The sequence below is a fragment of the Bartonella vinsonii subsp. arupensis OK-94-513 genome (genome assembly GCF_000278235.1).
GTDB classification, from domain to species: Bacteria; Pseudomonadota; Alphaproteobacteria; order Rhizobiales; family Rhizobiaceae; genus Bartonella; species Bartonella arupensis.
The window spans coordinates 1,137,675-1,143,674 of record NZ_JH725037.1 but is presented as its reverse complement, the minus strand read 5'-3'; the positions used below and the strand labels follow the sequence as shown (position 1 = coordinate 1,143,674).

The following is a 6,000-nucleotide window of genomic DNA, read 5'->3' as shown; positions in this document are numbered from 1 at the left end:
TGCCTGTCTCATTTTTCTTTTAATTTTTTTCAATAAAAAATAAAAATCATTATATTTCAATATGTTATTTTTTTACCAATTTTTCAAAAAACAACCTATTTCCATAATACAACCTATAAATACAATCAATAATATATGTTTTGTAGGGGTTTTGGGGGTATAGGGGGTGTTTTTTACTTTCTTATGAAGTAAGCAATAAAACTCTTCAAAATTGCATATTTGAACTCTTAAAAACACATATTGGAGTTGTCTTAATTTCCCATAAAATGAATAGAAAATTTCACTACTTTGCTTTTTACATGCTGTTTATAATTGCATCTTGTTAAATTTTTTTGATGCATTTTATGGCTTTTCGGGAGTTTTTCTCCCATTTCAGACTCGATATTTATCCTAAATGTATTTAATAAACTCCATTTCGATTCTTTCGAAGCCCATTGATTAATGTCATAAGACTATGGAGTTTCTCTATAATGCTTCAATCCCTCAAGTCTGATAACAAACAATCCTCTTTACGCTCTCTCTTACAATCTTATCGTCAACAGGCAAAATCACCCCGTGAATTGGGTACTCTCTTTGAAAACCTTGTCATGGCTTATTTGACGCAAGACCCTTTGCAATGCCAAGAATATGAACAGGTTCAAACCTATTGTGATTGGGCGAAAGAGCGTGGAGAAGATGGGCGCGATATTGGCATTGATCTGGTCGCTAAAATTCGTGATGAAGGAAGCTATGCTGCCATTCAATGTAAATGCTATGAAGCCTCTCATTGCATTAAGAAAGAAGATATTGATAGCTTTATTGCTGCCTCTGGCAAAAAGATCTTCACCCGTCGCATTCTTATCGATAGCACTGAAAGTGATTGGAGTGATAACGCTTTTCACACCTGTGAAGGACAAGAAGTTCGCATTCAACAGATTAATTTGTTTGATCTGGAAAAAAGTCAAATCGATTGGAGTCGTTTTGAAGGAAAAGAAACGGTTGTCCTTAAAGAACAAAAGAAGAAAAAGCTTTTAGATCATCAGAAAGAAGCCCTTGAAGCTGTTTGTAAGGGTTTACGAGAAGCAGACCGTGGCAAGCTGATTATGGCTTGTGGAACAGGAAAAACCTTTACGAGCCTTAAGATAGCAGAAACTCTTGCTGGTCAAGGCAAGCGTGTTTTGTTTTTAGTACCTTCTCTTGCTCTCATGTCTCAAACGATAAGGGAATGGACAGCAGATACAGAGATACCCTTGCGGTCCTTTGCGGTGTGTTCTGATCTTCACATTGGCAAGCGGCGTAAAAACCAAGATGATGATGCTGGTCTTGATAGCTCTGATCTTGCCCTGCCTGCAACAACAGATGCAAAACAGCTTGCTAGCAAAGCCAATAAGGCTTCTCCCAATGTCATGACTGTTATCTTTTCGACTTATCATTCGATACAAGTGATATCGGATGCACAAAGGAAATATGCGTTACCTGAATTTGATCTGATCATTTGTGATGAAGCCCATAGAACAACGGGTGCTGTGTTGGGTACAGATAACAGTGAATCGGAATTTGTCAAAGTTCACGACAATAGCATTATACAAGGCAAAAAACGCCTCTACATGACAGCTACTCCAAAGATCTTTACCGATAATGCCAAGAAACAAGCCAATGAGATTAATGCCGTTCTGGCTTCTATGGATGATGAAGAGCTCTATGGCAAAAACCTTTATACCTATACCTTCTCAAAAGCCGTTCAGAATGAATTGTTAGCACCTTATAAGATTATTGTCTTGGGTGTGAATGAAGAAGCCGTGGCTCAATCCATTCAACATCTTATGACCGATGATAATTATGAACTTACTCTTGATGATGAAACCAAGCTCGTAGGCTGTTATCAGGCTCTGAGTAAAATCGATCTGAAAGTTGATTTAAGTGATGACCCCAATCCCATGCGTCGGGCTTTAGCTTTTTGTAAAGATATTGAAACCTCTGAACGTATCTGTAAAGCCTTTAATTCTGATAAAACTAAGGAAAGATTGCATGCTCTTTATGAGAACCGTAAAGAGACACCTCCTCTTAATTGTACATTTGCTCATATTGACGGAAAACAAAGTGCAAAACGACGCAATGAACTCCTAGATTGGCTAAGAGAAGATGCGGGGGAAAATACCTGTCGTGTGTTAAGCAATGTTCGTTGTCTTTCTGAAGGTGTGGATGTTCCTGCTCTTGATGCGGTGATGTTTTTACACCCGCGCAAAAGTCATGTTGATGTCATACAGGCGGTGGGGCGTATCATGCGGCGTGCAAAGGGTAAGAAAAGAGGTTATATCATTTTACCGGTTGGAGTTCCTGCGGGGATTTCTGCTGAACAGGCTTTAAGACACAACAAGAGATATAAGGTTGTCTGGCAAGTGATCAATGCTTTGCTTGCCCATGATAAGAATTTTGAGGTTATTCTTAACCAGATGATTTTAGGACAAGATGTAAGTCATACCCTAGAGATTCTTGCCTTAGACAGTATGACGGCTATTGAAGATAAAATCTCAATCCATGAGAAATCAGAAAGTATAGGATTACAAATTGGAAAACCCGCCTATGAACCTTCTAAGAGCTATAAAGTAGAAAAAAACTACTCCTTTTGTTTTGAATTTCCCCATGCCCTTAAAACACTCCTTGCGAAGAAATTTGCCATTACCGATTATTGGGAAAACTGGGCTGGCAATGTTGCTGAAATTGCACAAAACCATATCAACCGCCTTCAAAATATGCTCTCTGATGAAAAGAGTGAAGCCTATCATGCCTTTAAGAGCTTTTATCTTGAATTAAAGAACAACTTAAACAGTGATATCAAACAAGAAGAAGCGGTTGAGATGCTTGCACAACATCTTGTGACACGTCCTGTGTTTGAAGCTTTGTTTGATGGCAATCAATTTGTACAAAACAATACCATCTCGCAAGCGATGGAAAAGATCTTAACTGTGTTGGATCAAACAAATATTGAAGAAGAGTCAAAAGAGCTTAAAGAATTCTATGACAGTGTAAAATTACGTGCTTCTGGGATCACTACCCCGCAAGCAAGACAAAATCTCATTATTACGCTTTATGAAAGTTTTTTTGCCAAGGCATTTCCGCGTACGGTAGAAAAATTAGGAATTGTTTATACCCCTGTTGAAGTTGTGGATTTTATTATTCATTCTGTTGATGATGTTTTACGAAAAGAATTTGGAAAAAGCTTGGGATCACGTGGTGTTTCTATTCTTGATCCCTTTACGGGAACTGGTACCTTTATCACGCAGTTGTTGCAATCCGATCTGATAAAACCGGAAGATATGGAATATAAATTCCGTCATGATATCCATGCCAATGAGATTGTTTTATTAGCTTATTACATAGCCGCGATTAATATTGAAGCAACCTATCATGGTCTTACGAAAGGAGATTATATTCCCTTTAAGCATATCGGATTAACCGATACGTTTCAGATGGTTGAAAAGCAAGATTTGATGAAGGGTTTACTAGAAGAAAACAGTGCATATTTGGAACTTCAGAAAAAACTGAATATCGAAGTTATCTTTGGTAACCCTCCTTACTCCTTGAGACAAAAGAATGAAAACGATAATGCAAAAAATACTCCTTATCCACTCTTAGATAAACATATCAGTGAAACTTATGCTGTTCATTCAAAAGCAACTAGTATGCAAGCTTTGTACGATAGTTATATTCGTGCCATCCGCTGGGCTAGTGATCGTATAAAAAACCGTGGTGTTATTGGTTTTGTGACAAATGCCGGTTTTATCAATGGATGCTCTATGGATGGCGTGCGAAAATGCCTTGTTGAGGAATTTAGCAGCCTTTATATTTTCCATTTGCGTGGTAATCAACGAACCTCTGGAGAGCTTTCTCGAAAAGAAGGAGGTAAAATTTTTGGTTCTGGGTCACGAGCCCCTATTGCTATCTCTATTCTTGTAAAAAATCCGGAATCCAAACAGCGTGGTAAAATATATTTCCGTGATATTGGAGATTATCTCACGAGGCAAGAAAAGCTTACGATAATTGAGTCCCTTAGTAGTATTGATGGCATTACACGGAGTAAACAAAGTTGGCAAATAATTATACCAGATAGGCATAATGATTGGCTTGGTCAACGGGATGACAGTTTCAAAGCATTTTTATCCATAGGTTATAAAAAAGGTTATGATAAAAAGCTGTTTGAGACTTTTTCCCGTGGCATTATGACCAGCCGTGATACATGGGTATATAACTCAAACCGTAGGATTTTAGCAAAAAATATGAATAATATGCTAGCCTTTTATAATAGTGAAGTCGAACGTTTTAATGACACCTATCCGCATGCTGACCGAAAAACGCGTACAAATGCTGTCGATGATTTTGTCAATTCAGATGAGAGCAAAATAAGTTGGAGTTATAATCTCAAACAAGATTTGATAAAAGGAAAGACTTTCAAATTTGAAAGTGATTGCTTAGCTCAAAGTCTTTATCGTCCTTTTACACAACAGTGGCTTTATTATAATCGGGCTCTCAACGATGGAGTTTATCAGATACCACGTATATTCCCTATGGGAAAAGCGGTTGAAAACAGGGTAATTCAAGTTACAGGTATAGGAGTAAATGGTTTTTCTACCCTAATGATTAAAGAGTTACCTGATGTTAATGCGATAGCTGCTAGTCAATGTTTTCCACGTTATATTTATGAAGATGATGCTGCTTCAAAAGATAAAAACGAAAAACAATCTCATTTATTTGCAAATTCTACAGAAGAGACCAAAGCCGCTGGTTTACAACGCCGTGATGCCATCACTGATGAGGGATTAGCACATTTTAAAGCTGCTTATCCGAATGAAAAAATCACTAAAGATGATCTATTCTATTATGTTTATGGGATTTTACATTCAGAAGATTATAGGGCTCGTTATGCTGATAACCTCTCTAAAGAGCTCCCTCGCATCCCTTGCGTAAAGAGTGCTGAAGATTTTTGGATGTTTGTTACAGCAGGGCGTGAATTAGGCAATTTGCACGTCAATTATGAAACTGTAGAACCTTATCCCGTTACCTTCAAAAAAGGTGACCCCAAACTTACAGATATTTCTAACCCCGAAAAGTTTTATTACGTTACAGAAATGAAATTTGCTGGGAATGGTAAGGAAAAAGATAAATCTACTGTTTTTTATAACAATAATATCACAATAACAGATATCCCTAAGGAAGCTTATGAGTATATCGTGAATGGTAAACCTGCCCTTGAATGGGTTATGGAACGTCAATGTGTAAAAACTGATAAAAAGAGTGGCATTGTTAATGATGCCAATTGCTATGCTGTTGAAACCATTGGCAACCCTGCTTATCCATTGGAATTGTTTCAAAGGGTTATTACAGTAAGTTTAGAAACAATGAAGATTGTTAAGAACCTCCCCAAATTGGAATTAAGAGAAACTGAATAGTCTTATTAAAAGCATACTCATATTTCACATGATGGGTATGCACATCTTACAAGGGGTATAGAGTTTATATCTATACTCTCTTGTTAAGGATGATTATGTACACTCTTAAAAGGAACGATTTATCATGCGATCTTCTAAAAAGAGAGGTTTTGCACTTTTAAACACTCTCATTTGGATTGCTTTAAGGCTTTTAAGAAATCCCATCTTAAACAGAATGAGATTTGTTTACATTGCCTTTAAAAGATTAACGCGCAATTTAAGATGATGCCATCATATCTTTCAAACGCTCTCTTTAAAGAAAACAGTGAATGTTGATATCACTTTACGCTTTTAATTCCTTCATTTTTAAAAAAGCAAAAAAACACCCCCTATACCCCCAAAACCCCTACAAAACATATATTATTGATTGTATTTATAGGTTGTATTATGGAAATAGGTTGTTTTTTGAAAAATTGGTAAAAAAATAACATATTGAAATATAATGATTTTTATTTTTTATTGAAAAAAATTAAAAGAAAAATGAGACAGGCACTCCCAAAACCCCCAAAACCTCCAAAATCCTTAAAACTAATAA

Annotated in this window: 1 protein-coding gene; it reads left to right on the top strand. The window is 36.6% G+C overall.

Annotated features, from left to right (window positions below):
* Positions 1–470: 470 nt before the first annotated feature.
* The gene (locus ME1_RS05020) at positions 471–5,426 is read left to right on the top strand and encodes a DEAD/DEAH box helicase (RefSeq protein WP_004864148.1); all 4,956 of its coding nucleotides are present in this window, start codon (positions 471–473) and stop codon (positions 5,424–5,426) included.
* Positions 5,427–6,000 lie beyond the last annotated feature (574 nt).